Source organism: Streptomyces sp. C, from assembly GCF_000158895.1.
In the GTDB taxonomy this organism is placed as follows: domain Bacteria; phylum Actinomycetota; class Actinomycetes; order Streptomycetales; family Streptomycetaceae; genus Streptomyces; species Streptomyces racemochromogenes.
On record NZ_GG657750.1, the window covers coordinates 3,429,623 to 3,451,885 of the forward strand.

A 22,263-nucleotide genomic window follows, 5' to 3' on the forward strand; every position below is an offset into this window, starting at 1 on the left:
AGACTGCCACGGCCAGGACACCTGGATCCACCGCGGTCCCGTGTCGCGCAAGTGATTCACGCCGGGCGCAGAGCGACCTGAATTTCGCATTAAACTTCACCGCGCTGACCATATTTTCCGGTCACAAAAAAACAGGAATCAGGAAATCACCCCAGAGTTGCCCGAGGAATCGAGTCCCGAACTCCCAGACCGCAGTCTTGCGCGAAACTCCGCTCCCCCAAAGGTCGCGCAGCAACCACCCAGACAAGTCCCCTTCCGATGAATTTCTGTGCAATATGCCAACCCCAGGGACTGCCCTACGTGATCGCGGCCGTCAGTTACGCCACCATCGCGCACAGGAGTCGGTACCGCCCCTCTCCCCTTGGCCGCCGACACGGCGGCCAGGGCCTTCAGGCCTGGCGGCGCGCGGCGGCGTTCTCCTGCCACTCGCGGCCGATCGCCCTGATCAGCGCCGGGTACACGCCCAGGTACCGGAAGGGCTTGATCGCGGCCATGTACGCGGCGCCGAGCAGGCCGTTGGGCTTGACCAGGACGGCCATCTGGCCGCGGTAGCCGCCGAGGCCGTCCGGGACCCAGCCGATGTGCATCACCCCGTGCACGGTCTTGTTGCCCATCTCGGCGACCCACTCGTCGTGCGTCAGGTAGACGGAGGTGAAGGGGATGCTCTCCAGGTCGGGCCCCCGCAGCCCTTCGGCGAGATCGGCCGGCAGCCGCTCCCGCAGCGAGTCCACCCGCTTTCCGACGCCGTCACCGGCCTCGTCCCAGCCGAGCAGGGCACCGAGCTTCCAGCGGATGGCGAAGAGGATCCGGTACAGGGGGGAGGAGATGCCGGACGCCTCGTCCCGGCCTTCGGCGAACTGGGCCACCAGCCACGCGAGGTCGTCCGGGCCGCCCGGTGTCGGCAGCGCCCAGACGTCCTCCAGCTGGAAGTCACCGGCGATCTCGTGGATGCGCCAGGGCCGGGAGGTGTGGGCGGTACTGGGGAGTTTCATGTGTGTGCCCCTCATCTATACGATGCCGTACAGATGAGGCTAGGCCCCTCTATACGCATGCGTATAGATCATCGGCACGTGACGGGAGACACACCATGGCCACCGCCCGCACGCCCCGCGGCAAGTGGATCGAAGAAGGCCTGCGCGCCCTCGCCGCCGGCGGCCCCGACGCCGTACGGGTCGAAGGGCTCGCACAGGCCCTCGGCGTCAGCAAGGGAGGCTTCTACGGGTACTTCCACAACCGGGACGCGCTGCTGGAGGAGATGCTCGACACCTGGGAGCACGAGGTCGCGGACGCGGTGATCGAGCGGATCGAGAGCAGCGGCGGCGACGCGCGGGACAGACTGGACCGGCTGTTCACCTTCGTCGCCGAGTCGGCCGACGGCCCGGTGCGGGGCACCGCCGTCGACCTGGCGGTCCGCGACTGGGCCCGCCGCGACCCGGCGGTCGCGGCGCGGCTGCGCCGCGTCGACAACCGCCGGATGGACTACCTGCGCGGGCTGTTCGCGGCGTTCTGCCCCGACCCGGACGACGTCGAGGTCCGCTGCCTGATGATGTTCTCGCTGCGGATCGGCGGCCAGTTCATCGCCGTCGACCACGGCGGCCGCAGCCAGGCCGAGATGACGACCCTCACCCGCCGATGGCTCCTGCGGCCCCCTTCTTGACGCGCCGCTCGCACCGCTCGGCGCCGGGGCGCCTCACCGGCTTCGCGCCGCCGCAGCGGGCTCCGTCCGGCGGACCCGGGAAGCCCGCCGGCGCTGAGCGGGGCGAGGACCACGTCAGGAAACGAGGACCACGCGGCCCCGGGTGCCCGGGACGGCCAGGGCCTCGTGGGCCTTCGCGGCCTCCGCCAGGGGGAAGGTGCCCGCCACGCGGAGCGTCAACGCGCCCGCGTCGACCAGCGCGGACAGCCGGGCCAGCAGCACGCCGTCCGGGGCGACTTCCTGTTCCGCCACCCGGATCCCCCGCTCCGCGGCCGGCGCCGCGCCCGGGATCAGGCCGACGTACGCGCCGCCGTCACGGACGAAGCCCAGCGCGGGCGCGCCCAGCACCGCCGCGTCCAGCACCCCGTCCACCGGCCCGGCGGGCGCCCCGTCCCGGGCCACGAACTCCGCCGCGCCGAGCGAGCGTACGAACTCCTCGTCCCCCGCGCCCGCCAGCGCCGTCACCACCAGCCCCGCCCGCGCGGCCAGCTGCACCGCCAGGCCGCCGACCATCCCGGCCGCGCCGGTGACCAGTACCGAGTCGCCCGGGGCGAGCCCCAGGAGGTCCAACGCCCGGGCCGCCGTCAGCCCGCTCAGCGGCAGCACCGCCGCGGCCGCGTCGTCCACCGACTCCGGCGCCGCCGCCACCGCCGAGGCGTCGAGCACCGCGTACTCGGCGTGCGTGCCGAGCGGCTTCACCGTGCCGTAGTGCAGCCCGACCACCCGGCGGCCCTCCGTCCAGCCGTCCACGCCGGCGCCGACCGCGTCGATCTCCCCCGCCACGTCCCAGCCGAGCCCGATCCGCTGCCCGGCCCCGCCGAAGACGCCCGCGCGGACGGCGCCGTCGACCGGGTTCACCCCGGCGGCCCGGACCCGGATCCGGACCTGCCCGGCCCCCGGCTCGGGGACCGCCACCTCGGCCTGCTCGACCCGCTCCGGGCCGCCGAAGGTGCTGACGAACGCCGCCCGCATAATCTGCCCGCTCATTTCTCTCTCCCCGTTGGTCTTGGCCGTTCGGCCGTTCCCGATGACCACTAACTTATGGAGAGGTACTCTCTTTTCGTAAGTACGCACTCCGGAGTGCGTACCCGACCCGGAAGTGGGCACCCATGGCCACCCGCACCGCTGCCGCCCTCCGCGAAGAGGCCCGCGCCGCCTACGACGCCTTCGTCAGGGACTGCCCCACCAGCCAGCTCCTGGCCCGCATCAGCGACAAGTGGGTCGGCCTCGTCCTCAGCGCCCTCGGCGAAGCCGAACAGGGTTCCATGCGCTACAGCGAACTCGGCCGCAAGATCCCCGGCGTCAGCCAGAAGATGCTGACCCAGACCCTCCGCTCCCTCGAACGCGACGGCATCGTCACCCGCACCGTCACCGCCACCGTCCCCGTCCGCGTCGACTACCGCCTCACCGAACTCGGCGGCAGCCTCGGCTGCCTCCTCTCCTCCGTCAAGCAGTGGGCCGAGAACCACTTCGACGAGGTCAGCGCCCACCGGGACGCCTACGACGAGGCCGCCGCCACCGCCTGATCCCACTCCGAAATTCGGCCGCACCACCGCACCCCCGATGGCATGCTGGGACCGTGAACGGTCTCGGCATCCACCTCACCCTCGCCCCCGAACTGCGCCTCTTCGCCCCGCCCAGCCGGCGCGTCGACCGCGTACCGACCGCCACCGACGGCGCCTCCAGCCTCGGACACGTCGTCGAATCCGCCGGCGTCCCCCTCACCGAGGTGGGCCGGCTGCTCGTGGACGGACAGGAGGTCACCGTCTCGTACGTGCCCCAAGGCGGCGAATCCGTCGAGGTGTTCGGCGTCGACCGCCCCCAACAGGTCACCGGCGCCCCGCTGCGCTTCCTCCTCGACGTCCACCTCGGCACCCTCGCCCGCCGGCTGCGCCTCCTCGGCGTCGACGCGGCCTACGAGAACGAGGACATCGGCGACCCCGCCCTCGCCACCCGCTCCGCCGCCGAGCAGCGCGTACTGCTCTCCCGCGACCGCGGCCTGCTGCGCCGCCGCGAGATCTTCGCCGGCGCGTACGTCTACAGCGACAACCCGGACGACCAACTGCGCGACGTCCTCGGCCGGTTCGCCCCCGAACTCGCGCCCTGGACCCGCTGCACCGCCTGCAACGGACCGCTCCGCGAGGCGGACAAGGACAGCGTGGGCGACCGGCTGGAGCACGGCACGCAGCGCTCGTACGACGTGTTCGCGCAGTGCACCGACTGCGAGCGCGTCTACTGGCGCGGCGCCCACCACTCCCGCCTGGAGCGGATCGTCCTGGACGCCCTGGCCGAGTTCGGCGACGGCGCCACCGTCTGAACCGCCCGCCCCCCGGGGTCAGAAGGCGTACGGGTCGCCCGTGTCCAGCGCCAGCACCACGTGCTCGTTGTTGGCGTGGTTGCGGTCGGCCGTACCGCCGTCCCACAGGGTGTCGATCCGCACCGCGACCTCGGCCGGCCGCTCCCGCAGCCCGAGCAGCAGCGCGATGTGACGTCCCCGCCCGTGCCGCGGCAGCGTGCCCGTCTCGCACACCACCTCGCGCCGGCCGACCCGCGCGCACCCCTCGGACAGCTCGTGCCGGTCGGCGAGGTCCGCGGACAGCCGCACCCGCACGGTCGCGTTCGGCACCTCCGCCGGACCCTCGTTCTGCGGCACCATCCACACCTTCAGCTGCCCGCGGGCCAGCTGGACCCTGCCGTGGTAGGCCACGTCGGCCTCCTCGTCCGACCCCGGCCAGGCACCCGCCGGGCCCACGGGCCCCGCCCCGCACAGCACCAGCAAGCCCGCCACCACCACACTGCGTACGGCACCACGGCGCACCGCCACCACCTCCTCGCGCGGACGCTAACCACCCCGCCCACCCATTCATCGGACCATCACACGAATGAGGGCGATCCGTCCGCCATTCGCCCGGCGGCTCCGCCCCGCCCCCGTGCGTAGGCTTCGAGCCATGCTGATCGCCCGTTCCGCCGCCCTGTTCGCCCTCGCCGCCCTTCTGGAGATCGGGGGCGCTTGGCTGGTCTGGCAGGGCGTACGCGAACACAAGGGCTGGGCCTGGATCGGCGCCGGGGTCATCGCCCTCGGCCTGTACGGATTCGTCGCCACCCTCCAGCCGCAGGGCGACTTCGCCCGGGTCCTGGCGGCCTACGGCGGGGTCTTCGTCGCCGGGTCCCTGCTGTGGGGCGTGGTCGCCGACGGCTACCGGCCCGACGGCTGGGACGTGGCCGGCGCGCTCGTCTGCCTCGCCGGAATGGCCGTGATCATGTACGCGCCGCGCCGCTGACCCGGCCTATGCTGGCGGAGATTCGCCCGTACGAACGACCGAACCGGCGGGCGAACCCGCGAGCCCGCGACCCACGCGGCCACCGGCGGCCGCCCGCGCCCACCCGCGGTCCATGCGACCCCAAGCGACCCCACGAGGAGCCCCGCCCATGAGCACGCGCCCGGCCACCCGAACCGCCGTCGTCACCGGCGCGAGCAGCGGAATCGGCGCGGCCACCGCCCGGCAGCTCGCCGCCGCCGGCTACCACGTCGTCCTCACCGCCCGCCGCAAGGACCGCATCGAGGCGCTCGCCGCCGAGATCACCGCAGCCGGCCACGAGGCCACCGCCCACGCCCTCGACGTCACCGACCGCCCCGCCGTCGACGCCTTCGCCGCCTCCCTGGAGCGCTGCGACGTACTCGTCAACAACGCCGGCGGAGCCCTCGGCGCCGAGCCCGTCGCCACCGGCGATCCGGCGGACTGGCGCACGATGTACGAGGTCAACGTCATCGGCACCCTCAACCTCACCCAGGCGCTGCTGCCCGCCCTCACCGCCTCCGGCGACGGCACGGTGGTCGTGCTCTCCTCCACCGCCGGCCACGCCACCTACGAGGGCGGCGCGGGCTACGTCGCCGCCAAGAACGGCGCCCGCGTCCTCGCCGAGACCCTGCGCCTGGAGATCGTCGGCCAGCCGGTCCGCGTCATCGAGATCGCCCCCGGCATGGTGAAGACGGAGGAGTTCGCCAAGACCCGCTTCCGCGGCGACGCCGCCAAGGCCGAGAAGGTCTACGCGGGCGTCGCGGAGCCCCTCTCCGCCGACGACGTGGCCGACACGATCACCTGGGCGGTGACGCGCCCCAGCCACGTCAACATCGACCTGCTGGTGGTCCGCCCCCGCGCCCAGGCCTCGAACACGAAGGTCCACCGCGAGCTGTGACCCCCGGTGCTACGGCACCAGCCCGGCACTCCTCAGGTGCGGCATCAGGGCCGCCGGCTTCAGCCCGGCGGCCTTCGCCGCGTCCAGGGCCCGCTGGAGGTCCGCCGCCAGCGTCGGCGTGAAGTGCAGCAGCACGATGTCCCCCGCCTTCAGCTGCGGGGTGGGCGGGGTCTGGCCCCAGGTGGTGAAGTCGTGCGTCCAGGTGACCAGCGCCTTCACCCCGCACGCCTTCGCCGCGAGCCGCACGTCGTCGTTGACCGCCCCGTACGGCGGGCGCAGCAGCTTCGGCGTCTTCCCGAAGGTCTCGGCGATCCGCTCCCCGGCCCCGCACACCTCGGCGTCCTTCCCGGCGGCGTCGAGGGTGGTGAGGTCGGGGTGGTTGACGGTGTGGTTCTCGACGGTGGCCCGGCCCTGGTCGACCAGGCCGGTGAAGTAGGCGGTGTCGTACGAGGTCGCCCCCGGGAGCAGGAACATCGACACCGGCACCCGCTTCTCGGACAGGATCCGGGCGGCCTCGGGGTCGTGGTTCCAGCCGTCGTCGATGGTGATGAAGACGACCTTCTCCTGGGTCGGCACGTGCGACACGACGGGCGGCAGCCCCACCCCCGCCTGAGCGGACCCGGCGGCCCCGAGGGCGAGCGACAACGACGCGAGGGCGGCGACAAGCACACGAGTTCTCCACATGCCGCCACCTTGGTCTAGACCAACTCCCGCCGTCAATCCCCTTCCCTGAAGGGGAAGTTGCCGCCCCGAGGCCTCTCCGGGGCCCGTATGGGTGAATCCGTACGCATTGTCGGCGGACCCCGATACGCTCCCGCCCATGAGGCACGACACCGCAGTCGCGGACGCCGCCGACCGGCTCTCCGACCGGCTCCCCGGGTACCGGGTGGAAATCCTCCAGGGGAGGATCACCGCGACCCCGCACGCCGACGGCGCACACGCCGAGACTCTGACCTGGCTCACCATCGAATGCGCGAAGGCCGGAGCCCGACAAGCAGGACTCGAATACCTCCAGGCCATCGGCCTGTGGCTGCCGTCCGGGCCGGACGACTACGCCGTCCCCGACTTCTCACTCGTCCAAGCCGGCTTCCTCGATACCCACGTCGCGAGGAACTGCTACGCCCCGCACGCCTTCCGACTGGTGGCAGAGGTGACGGAAACCGACTGGTCCGACGCCCTGGGGACCAAGGTCGACTGCTACGCACAGGCCGGCATCCCGGTGTACCTGGTGGCCGACCGCCGCCACGACGAGGTCGTGCTCCACACCGACCCGCGCGGCGGCGAGTACCGGTCGCGCAAGCCCTTCAAGCGCGGCACGTCGGTCCCGCTCCCCGAGTGCATCGGCATCAGCCTCGAACTGTCCGTGGACCGACTCCTGGACAGGGACGAGGACTGACGGCGGCTCGGCCGATCGGCGCCATTTGTGACACCTATCTGATGATCGGACCTCGTGCCTCACGTCGTACGGGCCGCGGCGGGCGAACCATGCGTGGCAGAGGCCGCCAACGCCTCGACGTCAGAACCCCGGTTCCCACGAGGAGCACCACACATGAGTCCTGAGACAAGGACACCGTCCCGCATGGGCCCGCTGCCGCGGCAGAGCAAGTGGCTCGCCGGCGGCGCGGTGGCCACGATGGCCATCGCGATGCTGGGCCTCGCCACCCCCGCACAGGCCGACACCGACGCACCGGCGACGGCCACCGTCGCCGCGGCGCCGACCGGCGACAGGTGCAAGGGCAAGGAAAAGGACGACAACGACGACTACGAGCCCGAAGTCAAGGGCGCGGCGGCCGACCCCCACAAGGACAAGTGCGTCAAGGTCGGCCCGCCCGGACCTCCCGGACCCCCGGGAGCCCCCGGCGCCCCCGGCCTGAACGGCCGCGACGGCCGAGACGGCCTGCCCGGCACCCCGGGCACGCCCGGCGCCCCTGGCGCACCCGGCGCACCCGGCGTGTGCGCCGGCATCTCCACCTCGTGGGACGAGGCAGAGGTCAAGTACAAGGCCGTCCTGTCCAACGGCATCGTGTACGCGGGCGTCTACGACTTCAACGCGCCCAACCCGGTCAACCCGGCCTACACCTGGTACAACCTGACCACCGGCTCCACGAACTTCCCGCCCAACCCCTGTGGCGTCACCATCGCCGAGACGGCCAACCGCGTCATCGTCGAGGTGCTCACCACCGCCGGAACCGTCTTCGAGACCGAGTGCGCCGTGGACCGGGGCGAGCCGGACCGGCTCGTGTGCCCGACTCCGGTCGTCTGGACCCCGGCGAGCCCCCAGCCGGGCACTCCCCCGCCCCCGCCGCCCCTCAACAGGAGCGCCACGGTGGAGCCGAGCGCCGTCGGCCCGGAGATGGACAAGGGCCTCACGAAGATCAGCTAGCCCCTCCACGCCCTTCAGGGCCCCGCTGAGCAAAACACGTGTGCCGTGCCCGGACCCATCCGGGCACGGCACGGTGCGTTCAGGGGGCAACTCCTGGCACGACACCCCACCAGCCAGGCCGGAGCGAGAAATTCCGCCACACGTTCGAGTGACGGCAGGGCAAAGCTCCGAGAACAGCCGAAGCCCACACCTACGTTCGGTGACAACACCAACGGCCCCCGACCGGGATGGCAGTCCCAGCCGAGGGCCTCACCGGCGAGGAAAAGGCACTTCCCCATGGCTGAACAGGACCCTAGCGCCCCCGTGCGCTTCATGGACCTACAAGACCCCCGCTACGCATACATGTTCGGCTTTCTCCAGGCCGACGGTCACCTGTCACAAGGGAGGGGGCAGAAAGGACAACTCGCCGCCGAGATCAACGTGCGGGACATCCACATCCTCCGCGAGTTCCAGCAGCTCACGCCCTACTACAGCTCCATCACCGAACGCGTCCGCCGGACGAACTTCGCCGAGGCTCACCACTCGGCGACCTGGTCCCTCTGCTCGCTCGAAGCGAGGACGATCGTCAACGAGTTCGGGATCCCCTACGGAAAGAAGTCCTTCAGCGTCGAGCCGCCCCGGACGGACTTCTCACGGCCCGACTACCTCCGTGGAATCATCGACGCGGACGGCTCCCTCGGCTGGACCGCCCAGGGGTTCCCCTTCCTGTCCCTGACGTCCGCCAGCACCGCGATCGCCGCCTACCTGTGCGACTACGGGAAAACGATCACCCACAGGGAGCGCACCATCTCCCGCAACACCCGGGACGGTGTCTACAACGTCTGCTACTACAAAGAGGCGGCACAGCTACTGGCCGCGCACCTCTACTACGACGGATGCCTGTCCCTGAACCACAAGAAGGCGAACGCGGACTCGATCCAGCAGTGGATCCGCCCTGCGGACATGCGGGTCGCCCCGCCCCGGCGCCGCTGGACCGTACAGGACGACCAAGAACTGCTCCGCCTCGGTGACGCGGCCGCAGCCGCCGTCGCCCTGAACCGGACCGAACAGAGCTGTTCCATGCGTCTCTGGCGAATCCAAAGCGGACACGTCCTCGTCCCCCCGCAGTAGCACCAGCCACATGCGAGGGGCTTCGCACCCGCGACGCCCCTCGCACCTTCAGCCCTTGATGCAGACGACCTGCCTGAGCTTGGCCACGACCTCCACGAGGTCCCGCTGCTGCTCCATGACCTGTTCGATCGGCTTGTACGCCGCCGGGATCTCGTCGACTACGCCGGAGTCCTTGCGGCACTCCACACCCCTCGTCTGCTCCACCAGGTCGCGTGTCGAATACCGCCGCTTCGCGGCGGCACGGCTCATCCGCCGGCCCGCCCCGTGCGAGGCCGAGTTGAAGGCGGCCTGGTTGCCGAGGCCCTTCACGATGTACGTACCGGTCGCCATCGAGCCGGGGATGATCCCGAACTCTCCGCCGCCCGCGCGGATCGCCCCCTTACGAGTCACCAGCAGGTCTACGCCGTCGTACCGCTCCTCCGCCACGTAGTTGTGGTGGCAGCTGATCTCCTGCTCGAACGAGACCTTCGCCTTCCGGAACTCCTTCCGGAGGGCCTCCTTCATCAGGCTCATCATCACGGCGCGGTTGTACTTGGCGTACTCCTGTGCCCAGTAGAGGTCGTGCCGATAAGCCGCCATCTCCGGAGTCGCCGCAAGGAAGACCGCCAGGTCCCGGTCGATCAGCCCCTGGTTGTGGGCGAGTCCTCGCGCGATGCCGATGTGGTGCTCGGCGAGCTGGTTGCCGATCCCTCGCGAGCCGGAGTGCAGGGTCAGCCAGACCGCCCCTTCCTGATCGATGTTGACCTCTGAGTGGTGATTTCCGGCGCCTAGCGTTCCCATTTGCCGCAGCGCCCGGTCCCGCCGGTATTTCACGGCGTCCGCGACGAAGTCGAACCGCTCCCACAGGTCCCCGAACCCCGCCTCCGAGAAGCCGTACAGCCGCCCCGGATCCACCGGGTCGCGGTGCATGCCCGCGCCCACCGGGATGGCCTGCTCGATGCGCGAGCGCAGCTTCGACAGGTCTCCCGGGAGGTCGTTCGCCGTCAGGGACGTCTTGACCGCCGACATGCCGCAGCCGATGTCCACTCCGACCGCCGCCGGGCAGACCGCGTCCTTCATCGCGATGACCGAGCCGACCGTGGCGCCCTTGCCGTAGTGCACGTCCGGCATCACGGCCAGGCCCTTGATCCAGGGCAGTCCGGCCGTGTTCTGGAGCTGGCGCATCGCGCTGTCCTCGACCGACGCCGGATCCGTCCACATCCTGATCGGGACTTTCGCCCCGGGTACCTCTACGTACGACATAAGTCAACGATCCCCTGAAATCCTCAGAAAAGTATGAATACGCGAAAAGCCGCGCTCATAACCCCAAAGCAGACAGGGAACCGGCGCCGGCACGTGCGTGTGCGATAGACATTGTGTCCATCCGTGCCCAAGTCGCGGCAACGGATTTTCCCGAGGGAGCCAAGGGGAGCCAGTGGACGTGGACCCAATGCCGGTACACCGGGCGCCGGTGCGTCGCCGCCGAGTCCTGCCCGGCATCGCGATGCTCACCGCGCTCGTGGCGGGCGCGACCGGATGCACCGACGGCAACGGCATCGGGACCAGCGACCCCAAGGGCGGCGGAAGCAGCGCCGCGCCCGCGCAGCCCGGCAAGTACCGCAGCCTGCCGCAGCCCTGCAAGGCCGCCGACGCCAAGCGGCTCAAGGCCATGCTCCCGGCCGCCGACTCCCTCACCACCGAGCAGCGCGAACGGCTCTACGCCGGCACCGCGGACCCCTCGTACGACGGGGACCGGCACGTCGGCTGCCGCTGGAACGCGCAGACCCCCGAGGGGAACCTGCTGCTGTCGGTCACCTTCGAGCGCGTGGTCTCGTACGACCGCGCCACGACGAGCGACGACGACAAGGCCCGCCAGGTGTACGTGCGCCTGCTGACCGCCGCGAAGCTGCCCTTCCCGGGGCCGACGGGAAGCCCGACGCCCGGCGGTGGTAACGGTACGAGTACGAGTGGCGGCCCCGGCGCGCCCTCCGGCCCCGCCCCCGGCGGCACCGCCGCCCCCTCCCCGGCCCCCTCCGCTCCCGGTCCCGCTTCGCCGACCGCGCCGGCCGCGCCCCCCTCGCCGGGATTCCCCTACCGCTGCGCCCCAGATCGCCTCGCACTCCTGGAGGGGGTCGGCAGCGAGGCGTTCCTCGACGACAAGCTCAGCGCGGCCGGTGCCACCGCCGCCCAGGCGCGTGACGGTGCGGATCGTGTTCCGCACCTCCAACGTCCTCGTCACCGTCGAGTACAGCGTCCAGCCGTCCGGGCCGGGCTCGGTCCCCCCGAGCGCGGAAACGCAGGACAGGACGCGCCAGTTGGCGCAGGCCCTGGCGGAGCGTTTCAGCGAGTGACGGCGCCGCCCCGAGGGGGCGTGCACGCCCCGCGTGACGGCGCGCACAGCAGCCGGGCGCCCGGTCGGGCTACCGTTGCTCGGGTCCAGCGCCCGCAACGCGCCCCGAAGAAGACCCCAACGTCTGAAGGAACCATGCACCGATCAGCCTCGCGCCTCACCCGCGTTCTCGCCTGCGCAGCCGTCCCGGTGATCCTCACCGTCGCCGGCTGTTCGTCCGACTCGGACAAGTCCTCGGGTGCCAAGGACTCCGGCAAGAAGTCCGAAGCCTCCTCGCCCGCCAAGCCGGGCACGAAGTCCGCGGCCCCGCTGGAGAAGGTGGCCTTCGCGAAGCTGCCCGACCCGTGCAAGGCCGTGACCGGCAAGAGCATCGACTCGCTCGTGCCCGAGGCGAAGGAGAAGAACGGGACGGCGGCCAAGTCGAACGACCTGTCCAACCGTGCCAGCTGCTCCTGGAACGGCCTCAAGACGGACGGCGTGAAGGGCTCGCAGTACCGCTGGCTCTCCGTCTCCCTGGTCCGCTACGACTCGCACGCCTCGCTGGGCAGCGGCAACAAGCGCGCCGAGGACCAGTACAACAAGCAGATCGAGCTGGCGAAGACCACCGAGGGCGCGCACGACGTCAAGGCCGAGCCGGCCGAGGGGGTCGGCGACGCGGCCACCTCCGTGGTCTTCGGCGTGAAGAAGGACGTCGAGTTCGTCAACAACTCGGTCGTCGTCCGCGCCCAGAACGTGGTCGTCACCGTCGACTACAACGGTGCCGCCTACGAGGGCGCCGGCGCTCCCGACCAGGGCAAGCTGCTCCAGGACGCGATCACCGCGGCCAAGGAGACGGTGGCCGCGATCGGCGCCGCCAACACGGGTGAAGGTGCGGCTCCGTCGGGTTCCGCTTCGGCTTCCGCTTCCCCGTCGGCGCAGTCGTAGCGAGAATCCCTCCGACAGGAGGGGGCCTAGGGCACGGGTGACGCGCAGTCACCCGTACGCTGTGCCTGCCGTAGCTCGACAACGGGAGGGGACCGCGGGTGGCCGCGATGCAGCTGACTCGTACGCACCGGATACTCATCGGTGTCGTGGTCGCCGGGGCCGTGGTCATCGCGGCCATCGGTTTCGCGGGTTCTTACGCCGCGGTCCGCGCGCTGGCCCTGAAGAAAGGCTTCGGCAGCTTCTCGCTGGTGTTCCCGATCGGCATCGACGCGGGCATCTGCGTCCTGCTGGCGCTGGACCTGCTGCTGACGTGGATCCGCATCCCCTTCCCCCTGCTGCGCCAGACGGCGTGGCTGCTGACGGCGGCGACGATCGCGTTCAACGGCGCGGCGGCCTGGCCCGACCCGCTGGGCGTGGGCATGCACGCGGTGATCCCGGTGCTGTTCGTGGTGACGGTCGAGGCGGCCCGGCACGCCGTGGGCCGGATCGCGGACATCACCGCGGACCGGCACATGGAGGGCGTGCGGATCACCCGCTGGCTGCTGTCCCCCGTGCCCACCTTCAAGCTGTGGCGTCGGATGAAGCTGTGGGAGCTGCGCTCCTACGAGCAGGCCGTGGGCATGGAGCAGGACCGGCTGATCTACCAGGCGCGGCTCCAGGCCCGGTACGGGCGGGCGTGGCGGCGCAAGGCGCCGGTGAGAGGCGCTGATGCCGCTGCGGCTCGCGCGGATCGGCGTGCCGCTGTCGCAGACGGCCCCGGAGGGGCTGGCGGCGGCGGGCATCGACCCGGTGCTCCCTGCCCCCGGCGGTGGCGAAAGGGCCCGGCCGTCGCCACCGCCGGCCCGGCGATCACGGGCCCGGACGCCCATGCCGCCGCCGCCCTCCCGGCGGCGCCGGGGGCCGCGGGAGGCGCCTCGGCCGCGGTACCGGCCCAGGCCGCACCCGCTCCCGCCCTGGCGGCCGGCGGGGCCCACGGGTCCGGCGGGGCCCACGGGTCCGGCGGGTCCGGTGGTGACGCGGCCCCGGAGGTTCCCGAGCAGCGGGAGGGCCGGGACCGGGCCGCGGCGCAGCGGCCGCAGCCCCAGGCGGTCCACGGCCCCGCGCCCTTCGCGGTGGACCCGCAGGCCATGCCGGCGGCGCACGACAGCGCCTGGTTCGCGGGGCCGCGGGCGCCGCAGGCCACGTACGAGGGCGACTACAACCCCCAGTACGTCGAGGGCCTGGAGCCGACGCCGGTCATGGCCCCGGCCGGCCCGGAGGCGGAACCGCTGCCGGAGCAGCTGGAGCTGGAGCAGCCGGAGCAGGACCCGGAGCTGGAGCTGGAGCTGGAGGACGCCGAGGAGGAGAAGTTCGTGGAGGCCGCGTACGAGGTCTTCCGGGCGTACATCGACAAGTACTCCCAGTTCCCGGAGCCGGACGAGCTGGACAAGCACCTCTCCGCCCGCCTCGGGCGGACGCACCCGCGCAGCGAGCCCGAGCTCAAGCGGCTGATGCCCGCGCTCAAGCAGCGCTACCAGCGCGACCTGGAGAGCGAGCACATCGCATAGCCCCAGGACGTGCCGAAGCATGCGGAAGGGCCCGCACCCCTGGGGGTGCGGGCCCTTCCGCATGCACGGCTCGGCTGCGCGCGATCAGGCGGCGAGCAGCTTGCGCACCCGCTCGGCGCCGACGGCGAGGAGCAGCGTGGGCAGGCGCGGGCCGGTCTCCCGGGTGACGAGCAGGCGGTAGAGCAGGGCGAAGAACTCGCGCTGGGCGACCTTCAGCTCGGGCGTCGGCTTGGCGTCGGGCTCCAGGCCGGCCATGACCTTCGGGACGCCGTAGACGAGGGTGGTGAGCCCGTCCAGCGACCAGTGCGAGTCGAGGCCCTCCAGCAGCAGCCGCAGGGACTCGCGTCCGGCGTCGTCCAGGGAGGACAGCAGCTCGGTGTCGGCGTCCTCGCGAACCAGGGTGCGCTGGTCGGCCGGGACCTGGGTGGTGATCCAGTTCTCGGCGCGGTCCAGGCGCGGCCGTACCTCGTCGAGGGAGGTCAGCGGCTGCGACGGGTCCAGGTCGGAGAGGATGCGCAGGGTCTGCTCGTCGTGCCCGGCGGTGATGTCGACGACCGACGCGAGGGTGCGGTACGGCATGGGGCGCGGGGTGCGGGGCAGCTCGTGGGAGGCGACGCGCACGGCGCGGGCGTGCGCGGCGGCGTCGGCCGGCAGCACGGAGCCGTCGGCGACCTTGGCCTCCAGCTTGTCCCACTCGTCGTACAGGCGCTGGATCTCCTGGTCGAAGGCGATCTTGAAGGACTGGTTGGGGCGGCGGCGGGCGTACAGCCAGCGCAGCAGCTGCGGCTCCATGATCTTCAGCGCGTCGGCCGGGGTGGGGACGCCGCCCTTGCTGGAGGACATCTTGGCCATGCCGGAGATGCCGACGAAGGCGTACATCGGGCCGATGGGCTGCTCGCCGCCGAAGAGGCCGACGATCTGCCCGCCGACCTGGAACGACGAACCCGGGGAGGAGTGGTCCACGCCCGACGGCTCGAAGACGACGCCCTCGAAGGCCCAGCGCATCGGCCAGTCGACCTTCCAGACCAGCTTGCCGCGGTTGAACTCCGACAGCTTGACGGTCTCGGTGAACTCGTCCTCCGTGCAGACGTAGGTCAGCTCGGTGGTCTCGTCGTCGTACGCGGTGACCTTGGTGAAGTCCTTGTTGCACTCGGCGCAGTACGGCTTGTACGGGAAGTACTCCGCGCCCTCGGCGCTGCCGTCGTCCTCGCCGGCCGCGCCGGAGCCCTCGGCGGCCTCCAGCTCGGCCTCGTCGACCTGCTTCTGCTGGGGCTTCTTGCCGCCCGGCTTCTGCTTGGTGCGGTACTGGGCGAGGACGGCGTCGATGTCGCCGCGGTGCTTCATCGCGAACAGCACCTGCTCGCGGTAGGCGCCGGAGGTGTACTGCTCGGTCTGGCTGATGGGGTCGTACTCGACGCCCAGCTCGGCCAGGGAGTCGACCATGGCGGCCTTGAAGTGCTCGGCCCAGTTCGGGTACGCGGAGCCCTCGGGCGCGGGCACGGCGGTCAGCGGGCGGCCGATGTGCTGGGCGTGGGACTCCTCGGTGACGCCGGGGATGCCCTTGGGGACCTTGCGGTAGCGGTCGTAGTCGTCCCAGGAGATGAGGTGGCGGACCTCGTGGCCCCGGCGGCGGATCTCGTCCGCGACCAGGTGCGGGGTCATGACCTCGCGCAGGTTGCCCAGGTGGATCGGACCGGACGGGGAGAGTCCGGACGCGACGACAATCGCTTTGCCGGGGGCTCGGCGCTCCGCCTCGGCGATGACCTCGTCCGCGAAACGGGAGACCCAGTCGGTCTCTGTGCTGCTGCTCTGCGCGCTCTGAGCCACGACACGTCCTTCTATCTCGAATGCTGGCTATGGCCATTCTCCCAGACGGAAGGGGCCGCTCCGGGGTTGCTTCCGCCCACTGATACGCGCCGCCATATACCGGGAAACGGGCACCCTCCGCGTGGGATACTCGGCACTTGTCGGAACAACCAAGTGCACGCGCACGTGCAACCTCACAGGAACGGCAGCTCATGGCCTCGGTCCCTTCCCTCGCTTCTTCCGTCGAACAGCGCGTCTCGGACGCCCTCGCCTCCGCCCTGCCGGAGGCCGGTGCCGCCGACCCGCTGCTGCGACGTAGCGACCGGGCCGACTTCCAGGCCAACGGCATCCTGGCGCTCGCGAAGAAGGCCAAGGCCAACCCGCGCGAGCTGGCCGCCACCGTCCTGGAGGGCCTGGACAAGAGCGGCGTGATCAAGGAGGTCGAGGTCTCCGGCCCCGGCTTCCTCAACATCACCGTCTCCGACGAGGCGATCATCAGGACGCTGGCCGCGCGCGCGGCCGACGACCGGCTCGGCGTGCCGCTGAACGGGTCCGCCGGCACCACGGTGATCGACTACGCGCAGCCGAACGTGGCCAAGGAGATGCACGTCGGCCACCTGCGGTCCGCAGTGATCGGCGCGGCGATGGTGGAGATCCTGGAGTTCACGGGCGAGAAGGTGATCCGCCGCCACCACATCGGCGACTGGGGCACCCAGTTCGGCATGCTCATCCAGTACCTGCTGGAGCACCCGCACGAGCTGGACCACAAGGGCGGGGACGAGGAGGCCTCCGGCGAGGAGGCCATGTCCAACCTCAACCGCCTCTACAAGGCCTCGCGCGCCCTCTTCGACTCCGACGAGGAGTTCAAGACGCGGGCCAGGGCCCGGGTGGTGGATCTCCAGGCGGGCGACCCGCGGACGCTGGAGCTGTGGCAGCGGTTCGTCGACGAGTCGAAGATCTACTTCTACTCGGTCTTCAACAAGCTGGACATGGACATCCAGGACCCCGACGTCGTCGGCGAGTCCGGCTACAACGACATGCTGGTCGAGACGTGCAAGCTGCTGGAGGAGTCGGGCGTCGCCGTCCGCTCCAACGGCGCGCTGTGCGTGTTCTTCGACGAGTACAAGGGCCCGGACGGCAACCCGACCCCGCTGATCGTCCAGAAGTCCGACGGCGGCTTCGGCTACGCCGCGACCGACCTCTCGGCGATCCGCAACCGCGTCACCGACCTGGCGGCCACCAGCCTGATCTACGTGGTGGACGCGCGGCAGTCGCTGCACTTCAAGATGGTCTTCGAGACGGCCCGCCGGGCCGGCTGGCTGAACGACGGCGTCAAGGCCGTGCAGCTGGCCTTCGGCACGGTCCTCGGCAAGGACGGCAAGCCGTTCAAGACCCGTGAGGGCGAGACGGTCCGGCTGGTCGACCTGCTGGACGAGGCGGTGGAGCGGGCCACTGCCGTGGTCCGTGAGAAGGCCGAGAAGGTGGGCCTGACCGAGGCCGAGATCGTCGAGAACGGCCAGTACGTGGGCATCGGCGCGGTGAAGTACGCCGACCTCTCCACCTCCGCCGCGCGCGACTACAAGTTCGACCTTGACCAGATGGTCTCGCTCAACGGCGACACCTCCGTCTACCTCCAGTACGCGTACGCCCGTATCCGGTCCATCATGCGCAACGCGGGCGACCGCAAGCCGGTCGCGCACCCGGAACTGGAGCTGGCCCCGGCCGAGCGCGCGCTGGGCCTGCACCTGGACGGCTTCGGCGCGCTGATCGAGGAGGCCGCGGCCGATTACGCCCCGCACAAGCTGGCGGCGTACCTCTACCAGCTGTCCTCGCTGTACACGACGTTCTACGCCGACTGCCCGGTCCTGAAGGCCGACACCCCCGAGCAGGTCGAGAACCGCCTGTTCCTGTGCGACCTGACCGCCCGCACCCTGTCCAAGGGCATGGCCCTCCTCGGGATCCGGACCCCCGAGAAGCTCTGACCCTGACGCACCGTCCGGCGGCCCCCGTCCCCCCTCCAGGGGGGCGGGGGCCGCCGCGTTTCCCAGCCCGGGCGGGGAGTCACCCGTACGGCCCGATTCCGGGTGTCAGGGCCGGGTAGGGGATGGCCCGTCCAGCCCCGGCAACACCACCGCACCACCGACGGAGGCATCCGTGCCCGACATGAACGGCCCCTACAAGCCCGGCACCCCGTGCTGGATCGACCTGATGGTCCCCGACCAGCAGGCCGCGATCGACTTCTACAGCGACCTCTTCGGCTGGCAGGGAGAAGTGGGCCCGCCGGAAACGGGCGGCTACGCCGTCTGCACCCTCAAGGGGAAGCCGGTCGCCGGGATCATGAAGGCGATGAACCCGGACGGGACGGTGCCTGACCCGCTGCCGCCGACGGTGTGGACGACGTACCTGTCCACGGACAGCATCGACGCGACGGTCAAGTCCGTCACCGACGCGGGCGGCACGGTCATGATGGGCCCGATGGACGTCATGGACCTCGGCCGGATGGCCGTGATCTCCGACCCGGCCGGCGCGGTCGTCGGCCTGTGGCAGCCGGGGACGTTCGACGGGGCGGGCATCGTCAACGAGCACGGCGCGCTGATCTGGAACGAGCTGACCACCCCGGACCTGAAGGCGGCCTCGGCGTTCTACTCCTCGATCCTGCCCGTCACGACGGCGGAGTCGGAGATGGAGGGCGCCGAGGGGTACGTCGAGTTCCAGGTCGCCGGGCGGGCGGTGGGCGGGATGATGGACATGAGCAAGATGCCGCCGGGCGTGCCGCCGCACTGGCAGCCGTACTTCCAGGTGGACAGCGTGGACGACGTCCAGGCCGCCGCCGTCCGCGCGGGCGCCACCGTCCTGGCCCCGGCCTTCGACATGGTCGCGGGCCGCATGGCGGTCCTGGCCGACCCCCAGGGCGGAGCGTTCTCGATCATCACGGCGTCGATGCCGGAGGACCCGGCCTAGGCTCCGTCCCCAGCCTGTGGGCAACCACCCCGTGCGCGCCGCCCTACTCCCGGGGCCGCGCGCACGGCGGGGGCGTCGTCCTCACCGATCAGTGCCCTGGCCTTCCCGTGGCCTCGTCCAGTTCCGCGATGGACTCCATCAGGGCCTGCGCGTTGCGTGGCGAGCGGAGGAGGTGGACGGTCTCCTGCCAGGACCGGAAGTCCTCGGCGGACATGATCACGACGTCACCGTGCTCCCGGGAGGTGACCTCCAAGGGCACGTGGTCCTCGTTGACCTGCCGGATCAGTGGGTAGAAACGCCGCCGGGCGTGTTTCGCCGAGATCGGCACGGGCTCACCTCCCGGTACAGGGGCGTATGGCGAAAGCGTACGAGTCGACCCGGCCGGCGGCCACCACCGCGGCGGGCCGGGGGTTCCGCAGCCACCAGCCCTGCCGCACCTCCAGCCCCGCCGGCGTTTGAGGCGCGGGGGTCCGGGGCGGAGCCCCGGGGAACGGGCGAAGGGCGGGTAGGGGACAGCTCCGCAGGACCGCTCAGGGCGGCGGGGGCGACTGACGGCCCCGCCACCTGCGGGGGCGGGCCGCCCGGCCCCGCAGGTCGGTGGCCGCTGCCCGCGCCACGGCCTCCTGCTCCGCGTCGCCGAGCCCGGCGTGGAGCGCCGCCGCGCGTTCGAAGGCGTCGGCGGCCTCCGAGGGCCGGTCCAGGTCGTACAGGGTCAACGCCAGCCCGTTGGCGAAGGCGGCCTCCGCCCGCCGTGCCCCCGTCCCCGCGACCAGCCCGCAGGCCCGCTCCAGCAACTCCCGCGCCTGGTCCAAACGTCCCGCACGACGGTGGAGCAGGCCCAGGTTGCCCATGATCTCCCCCTGCCCGTACAGGTCGCCCTCCGCCGTGACGGCGTCAAGGGCCTCCTCCCACCGCTGCCGGGCGTCCTGGTCCCTCCCCAGGTCCACCAGCGACTCGGCGAGCGCGGACAGCATCCCTACGGCCTGCTTGCGGTTGCCGAACTCCCGGTGGGTGTCGACCGCCTGCTCCCGCACGGCCGTGGACTCGTCCAGCCGTCCGGCCCGCCAGAGCACGTCCGCGAGGGAGTTCAGCGAGGACACCTCCCGGTGGGGGTCGTCGAGCGCCCGCATGAGGGAGACCGTCTGCCGCATGGTCGCAATGGCGTCGTCCAGACGTCCCGTCCCCTCGTAGATCCCGGCGAGGCCCGACAGTACGGTGGCTTCGGCATGACGGTTCCCCTCCTCCCGGAGGATCTCCAGGGCCTCCCGCTTCAGCTGTTCCGCCTCCGCCCACCGCTCCGCCGCCGCGTACACGCCGCCCAGCTGGTTCAGGGCCTTTCCCTCCAACATCCGCAGGGAGTTCTCCCGGAACACCGCCAGTGCCCGTGTGAGCGACCTCTCGGCCTCCGCCGGCTCGTCCACCGACAGAAGCGCAAGGCCGAGGTCGTACAGCCGCCCGCCGAGATCCTCGGCGCTCCCCCTGCCCTCCGTCGCAGCGAGGACCCTTCGCGCCACCACCAGCCCGTCCTGTCCGTAGTGGTAGATCTGGAGGTACGACAGCAAGCGCGAGCCCAGTTCGACGGCTGCCTCCGGCCGCCCTGACTCGATGGCGAAACCCACGGCGGCGACCAGCAGGGCGCGTTCGGCGTCGAGCCAGTGCCGGGCCTCCTCCATCGACGGCAGACCGGGCCCTGCCACCGGCCGCGTGTCCAGAGCGAGTACCTGCCGTGCCAGGTCAGCCTGGATGACCAAGTACCCCAACAGGGTGTCGACCGCCTCCTCCCGCCCGTCCTGCTCCGCGCACTCCTCCCCGCGCTCACGCGCGTACAGCCGGACCAGGTCGTGCATCCGCCAGCGGCCCGAGCCGACCGGTTCCTCCGCCAGCAGGGAGGCCCGTACGAGGGCGGCCAGCTTCGGCCGCAGGTCCGCGAATCCCTCGCCGGTCAGCAGCGCGGCGTAGGGCATGGCGCAGTCCGGGCCCGGGTTCACCGTCAGCAGGCGGAAGACCCGGGCCTGCTCGGCCGGTAGCCGCCCGTACGAGAGGTCGAACGCCGCGCGGACGCCGTCGTCCAGCTCCGAGTCCAGTGCGGACAGCCGGGTCCGGGCGTCGGCCAGCTGGGCCGCCAGCTCCGTTACGGGGAGGCCCGGGTCGCCCGCCAGCAGCGCCCCCGCCACCGTCAGGGCCAGCGGCAGCCGCCCGCACTGCTCGGCGACCTCCGCGAGGGCCTCCGGTTCCGCCGCCGGGCGGGGGTCCTGCGGCCAGGTCCGCAGCACGGCCCCCGCGAGGAGTCCGGCGGCGTGCTCGGGCGCCAGTTCGCCCAGGGGCACCACCCGTGCGGAGAAGTCCCGGTGCACGAGCCGGTGCCGGGAGGTGACGAGCAGGCGGTGTCCGGGGTGCGCCGGTACGAGGTCGCGGACCTGGGCGACCTCGCCCGCGTCGTCGGCGACGATCAGCACCCGGTGCCCCGCCCGGGCGGCTTCCGCCAGCAGCCCCCGGTACAGCGCCGCCCGGCCGTCCTGCGACTCCGGCATGTCCGCGTCCCGGATGCCGAAGTGGCGCAGCATCCTCAGGCCCGCTCACGCCGCCGCCGGGGGCGTAGCCGCGCAGGCGGAGGAAGAACACCCGGTCCCCGAACCAGCCCAGCTCCACGGCCCGGTGCGCCGTCGCGACGGCGAGCGCGCTCTTGCCGACCCCGGCCAGGCCCGAGACCACGGTGACGGTCGGCCCGCCGTCGGCGAGGAGGCCCAGCAGTTCCTCCGCCGGCCCGTCCCGCCCGACCAGCAGGGCGGGAGCCTCGGGCAGTCCGAGTCCGGCCCGGGGTGCGGGGCCGGCTCCGGGGGCGTAGTTGACCTGGTCGCCGGCGATCTGGGTGATGCGGGCGTTGCCGCTCGCCCGGGCGTGCTGCTCGGCGCTCACGAGGACGGCTCCTCGGCCTCACCGCCGCCGCGCTGCTCGATGCGGGAGTCTCCGTCCGCGCGGGCGTGCTGGCTGACCCCGCCGGAGGCGGCGCGGCCGCCGTGCTGGGTGATCTGGGAGGTGCCGGAGGCGCGGGCGCGCTGGTTGAGGGAGTTGCCGCCGGAGCCTCCGGCCCACCAGCCGACGGCCAGGGCGATGACGGCCGCCATGGCCCCCGCGAACGCGCCCGCGACGGAGACCCGGTCGGAGTCCTTCTCCGGGAACCAGCCGAAGGGGTCCCACTGCCCGAACCCGAAGGCGATCAGGAACCCGATCCCGGTGGCCACGACCACCACAACCCACCGCCACGGACGCGACATTGATCCCCCCTACGGCCCTATCTCCCGATCAGCCG

The 22,263-nt window shown here is 71.8% G+C and carries 20 protein-coding genes and 1 pseudogene; 12 read left to right on the forward strand and 9 right to left on the reverse strand.

Annotated features, from left to right (window positions below; genetic code table 11):
* Positions 1–389 precede the first annotated feature (389 nt).
* On the reverse strand, positions 390–992 hold the full coding sequence (locus SSNG_RS15230) for a DUF2867 domain-containing protein (protein ID WP_042801054.1): 603 nt from the start codon (positions 990–992) through the stop codon (positions 390–392).
* Between the two features lie 95 nt (positions 993–1,087).
* On the opposite strand from SSNG_RS15230, the gene SSNG_RS15235 reads away from it, so the two are divergent.
* On the forward strand, positions 1,088–1,657 hold the full coding sequence (locus SSNG_RS15235) for a TetR/AcrR family transcriptional regulator (RefSeq protein WP_007264734.1): 570 nt from the start codon (positions 1,088–1,090) through the stop codon (positions 1,655–1,657).
* A 114-nt stretch (positions 1,658–1,771) separates the two neighbouring features.
* On the opposite strand, the gene SSNG_RS15240 is transcribed toward SSNG_RS15235, so the two are convergent.
* The gene (locus tag SSNG_RS15240) at positions 1,772–2,668 is read right to left on the reverse strand and encodes an NADP-dependent oxidoreductase (protein WP_007264735.1); all 897 of its coding nucleotides are present in this window, start codon (positions 2,666–2,668) and stop codon (positions 1,772–1,774) included.
* Positions 2,669–2,805: 137 nt separating this feature from the next.
* Here SSNG_RS15240 and SSNG_RS15245 point away from each other — a divergent pair, with 137 nt between their 5' ends.
* Entirely contained in the window at positions 2,806–3,222 is a 417-nt protein-coding gene (locus SSNG_RS15245; protein ID WP_007264736.1) for a helix-turn-helix domain-containing protein, read from the forward strand.
* A gap of 53 nt (positions 3,223–3,275) precedes the next feature.
* On the forward strand, positions 3,276–4,013 hold the full coding sequence (locus tag SSNG_RS15250) for a Mut7-C RNAse domain-containing protein (protein ID WP_007264737.1): 738 nt from the start codon (positions 3,276–3,278) through the stop codon (positions 4,011–4,013).
* Positions 4,014–4,031: 18 nt separating this feature from the next.
* On the opposite strand, the gene SSNG_RS15255 is transcribed toward SSNG_RS15250, so the two are convergent.
* A complete protein-coding gene (locus SSNG_RS15255) occupies positions 4,032–4,514 on the reverse strand; it encodes a hypothetical protein (RefSeq protein ID WP_241695058.1) in 483 nt (160 codons plus the stop codon).
* A gap of 130 nt (positions 4,515–4,644) precedes the next feature.
* Here SSNG_RS15255 and SSNG_RS15260 point away from each other — a divergent pair, with 130 nt between their 5' ends.
* Together SSNG_RS15260 and SSNG_RS15265 are read left to right on the forward strand one after the other, a co-directional pair.
* A complete protein-coding gene (locus SSNG_RS15260) occupies positions 4,645–4,977 on the forward strand; it encodes a YnfA family protein (RefSeq protein ID WP_007264739.1) in 333 nt (110 codons plus the stop codon).
* A 148-nt stretch (positions 4,978–5,125) separates the two neighbouring features.
* Positions 5,126–5,893, forward strand: a complete 768-nt coding sequence (locus SSNG_RS15265) for an SDR family oxidoreductase (RefSeq protein WP_007264740.1) — start codon at positions 5,126–5,128, stop codon at positions 5,891–5,893.
* Positions 5,894–5,902: 9 nt separating this feature from the next.
* On the opposite strand, the gene SSNG_RS15270 is transcribed toward SSNG_RS15265, so the two are convergent.
* Positions 5,903–6,577, reverse strand: a complete 675-nt coding sequence (locus SSNG_RS15270) for a polysaccharide deacetylase family protein (protein WP_042801057.1) — start codon at positions 6,575–6,577, stop codon at positions 5,903–5,905.
* A 136-nt stretch (positions 6,578–6,713) separates the two neighbouring features.
* Between SSNG_RS15270 and SSNG_RS15275 the strand changes: the two genes are divergently transcribed.
* From SSNG_RS15275 to SSNG_RS15285, 3 genes are all read left to right on the forward strand, one after another.
* On the forward strand, positions 6,714–7,289 hold the full coding sequence (locus tag SSNG_RS15275) for a Uma2 family endonuclease (protein WP_042801058.1): 576 nt from the start codon (positions 6,714–6,716) through the stop codon (positions 7,287–7,289).
* Positions 7,290–7,442: 153 nt separating this feature from the next.
* On the forward strand, positions 7,443–8,276 hold the full coding sequence (locus SSNG_RS42975) for a hypothetical protein (protein WP_129593308.1): 834 nt from the start codon (positions 7,443–7,445) through the stop codon (positions 8,274–8,276).
* Positions 8,277–8,552: 276 nt separating this feature from the next.
* Positions 8,553–9,386, forward strand: a complete 834-nt coding sequence (locus tag SSNG_RS15285; RefSeq protein ID WP_042801062.1) for a hypothetical protein — start codon at positions 8,553–8,555, stop codon at positions 9,384–9,386.
* Between the two features lie 48 nt (positions 9,387–9,434).
* Here the strand turns inward: SSNG_RS15285 and SSNG_RS15290 are convergent, their stop codons facing one another.
* Positions 9,435–10,628: an RtcB family protein gene (locus tag SSNG_RS15290; RefSeq protein ID WP_007264745.1), complete on the reverse strand. Its 1,194-nt coding sequence runs from the start codon at positions 10,626–10,628 to the stop codon at positions 9,435–9,437.
* Positions 10,629–10,836: 208 nt separating this feature from the next.
* Between SSNG_RS15290 and SSNG_RS43830 the strand changes: the two genes are divergently transcribed.
* Both SSNG_RS43830 and SSNG_RS43835 read left to right on the forward strand, forming a co-directional pair.
* Positions 10,837–12,639 carry a DUF3558 domain-containing protein gene (locus tag SSNG_RS43830; RefSeq protein ID WP_241695059.1) on the forward strand — a complete coding sequence of 601 codons (1,803 nt, stop codon included), beginning with the start codon at positions 10,837–10,839 and terminating at the stop codon, positions 12,637–12,639.
* Between the two features lie 107 nt (positions 12,640–12,746).
* A pseudogene (locus SSNG_RS43835) lies at positions 12,747–14,186 on the forward strand (DUF2637 domain-containing protein).
* A gap of 84 nt (positions 14,187–14,270) precedes the next feature.
* On the opposite strand, the gene lysS reads toward SSNG_RS43835, so the two are convergent.
* Complete coding sequence (gene lysS / locus SSNG_RS15310; protein ID WP_007264749.1) at positions 14,271–16,013, reverse strand: lysine--tRNA ligase; 1,743 nt, start codon at positions 16,011–16,013, stop codon at positions 14,271–14,273.
* Between the two features lie 191 nt (positions 16,014–16,204).
* On the opposite strand from lysS, the gene argS reads away from it, so the two are divergent.
* A complete protein-coding gene (gene argS / locus SSNG_RS15315) occupies positions 16,205–17,974 on the forward strand; it encodes an arginine--tRNA ligase (protein WP_007264750.1) in 1,770 nt (589 codons plus the stop codon).
* Positions 17,975–18,155: 181 nt separating this feature from the next.
* Positions 18,156–18,953: a VOC family protein gene (locus SSNG_RS15320; protein ID WP_007264751.1), complete on the forward strand. Its 798-nt coding sequence runs from the start codon at positions 18,156–18,158 to the stop codon at positions 18,951–18,953.
* 88 nt (positions 18,954–19,041) lie between these two features.
* Here SSNG_RS15320 and SSNG_RS15325 read toward each other — a convergent pair whose 3' ends face one another.
* From SSNG_RS15325 to SSNG_RS15335, 3 genes are all read right to left on the reverse strand, one after another.
* Positions 19,042–19,281, reverse strand: coding sequence for a type II toxin-antitoxin system Phd/YefM family antitoxin (locus tag SSNG_RS15325; protein WP_007264752.1), 240 nt, complete (start codon positions 19,279–19,281; stop codon positions 19,042–19,044).
* 202 nt (positions 19,282–19,483) lie between these two features.
* Positions 19,484–21,517, reverse strand: a complete 2,034-nt coding sequence (locus tag SSNG_RS15330; protein WP_007264753.1) for a tetratricopeptide repeat protein — start codon at positions 21,515–21,517, stop codon at positions 19,484–19,486.
* 348 nt (positions 21,518–21,865) lie between these two features.
* Positions 21,866–22,195, reverse strand: coding sequence for a hypothetical protein (locus SSNG_RS15335; protein WP_206731298.1), 330 nt, complete (start codon positions 22,193–22,195; stop codon positions 21,866–21,868).
* Between the last annotated feature and the right edge of the window lie 68 nt (positions 22,196–22,263).

Coding starts and splice junctions, on each gene's coding strand:
- SSNG_RS15230 (WP_042801054.1), bottom strand. CDS start 992: ATGAAACTCCCCAGTACCGCCCACACCTCCCGGCCCTGGCGCATCCAC.
- SSNG_RS15235 (WP_007264734.1), top strand. CDS start 1,088: ATGGCCACCGCCCGCACGCCCCGCGGCAAGTGGATCGAAGAAGGCCTG.
- SSNG_RS15240 (WP_007264735.1), bottom strand. CDS start 2,668: ATGCGGGCGGCGTTCGTCAGCACCTTCGGCGGCCCGGAGCGGGTCGAG.
- SSNG_RS15245 (WP_007264736.1), top strand. CDS start 2,806: ATGGCCACCCGCACCGCTGCCGCCCTCCGCGAAGAGGCCCGCGCCGCC.
- SSNG_RS15260 (WP_007264739.1), top strand. CDS start 4,645: ATGCTGATCGCCCGTTCCGCCGCCCTGTTCGCCCTCGCCGCCCTTCTG.
- SSNG_RS15265 (WP_007264740.1), top strand. CDS start 5,126: ATGAGCACGCGCCCGGCCACCCGAACCGCCGTCGTCACCGGCGCGAGC.
- SSNG_RS15270 (WP_042801057.1), bottom strand. CDS start 6,577: ATGTGGAGAACTCGTGTGCTTGTCGCCGCCCTCGCGTCGTTGTCGCTC.
- SSNG_RS15275 (WP_042801058.1), top strand. CDS start 6,714: ATGAGGCACGACACCGCAGTCGCGGACGCCGCCGACCGGCTCTCCGAC.
- SSNG_RS42975 (WP_129593308.1), top strand. CDS start 7,443: ATGAGTCCTGAGACAAGGACACCGTCCCGCATGGGCCCGCTGCCGCGG.
- SSNG_RS15285 (WP_042801062.1), top strand. CDS start 8,553: ATGGCTGAACAGGACCCTAGCGCCCCCGTGCGCTTCATGGACCTACAA.
- SSNG_RS15290 (WP_007264745.1), bottom strand. CDS start 10,628: ATGTCGTACGTAGAGGTACCCGGGGCGAAAGTCCCGATCAGGATGTGG.
- argS (WP_007264750.1), top strand. CDS start 16,205: ATGGCCTCGGTCCCTTCCCTCGCTTCTTCCGTCGAACAGCGCGTCTCG.
- SSNG_RS15320 (WP_007264751.1), top strand. CDS start 18,156: ATGAACGGCCCCTACAAGCCCGGCACCCCGTGCTGGATCGACCTGATG.
- SSNG_RS15330 (WP_007264753.1), bottom strand. CDS start 21,517: ATGCTGCGCCACTTCGGCATCCGGGACGCGGACATGCCGGAGTCGCAG.